Annotated in this window: 1 protein-coding gene; it reads left to right on the top strand. The window is 45.8% G+C overall.

Annotated features, from left to right (window positions below; genetic code table 11):
• A partial coding sequence (locus HC176_RS17120; protein ID WP_483414758.1) for a metallophosphoesterase family protein occupies window positions 1-402 on the top strand: 402 nt, incomplete at both ends.

Raw genomic sequence — 402 nt, 5'->3', positions numbered from 1 at the left:
AAAATTGGTTTTATCGGCATCAATGATCCTGATGTTCCGGTGCGTCAAAATCCGATTTTTAGTGAGGGGATGAGCTTTAGCGGAATCGAAGGTGAGGTGAAGGAACTTATCTCTAAAGTTAAAAAGGAGGAAGAAGTAGAGGTGCTTTTCCTGGTCACTCATATTGGAGTCTTTAAGCAGGTGGATCTTGCTGACCGGGAGCTGACGAAAGATGTGGATTATATCCTCGGAAATGATACACATGAAAGACTGCGGGAACCTGTTCAGGGAAAATATGCCAAGGTGACTGAACCCGGAGCTTTTGGTTCTTTCGTGGGAAAACTCACCTTGCATTTTGTAGATGGTAAGCTGGTGGGGGATGAGTACGAACTTTTGGACGTGGACCCGGAAGTTTACCCCGCA

This window comes from Tamlana crocina, assembly GCF_012037625.1.
The sequence above is the reverse complement of the archived record's forward strand: the minus strand, read 5'-3'. Positions and strand labels throughout refer to the sequence as shown.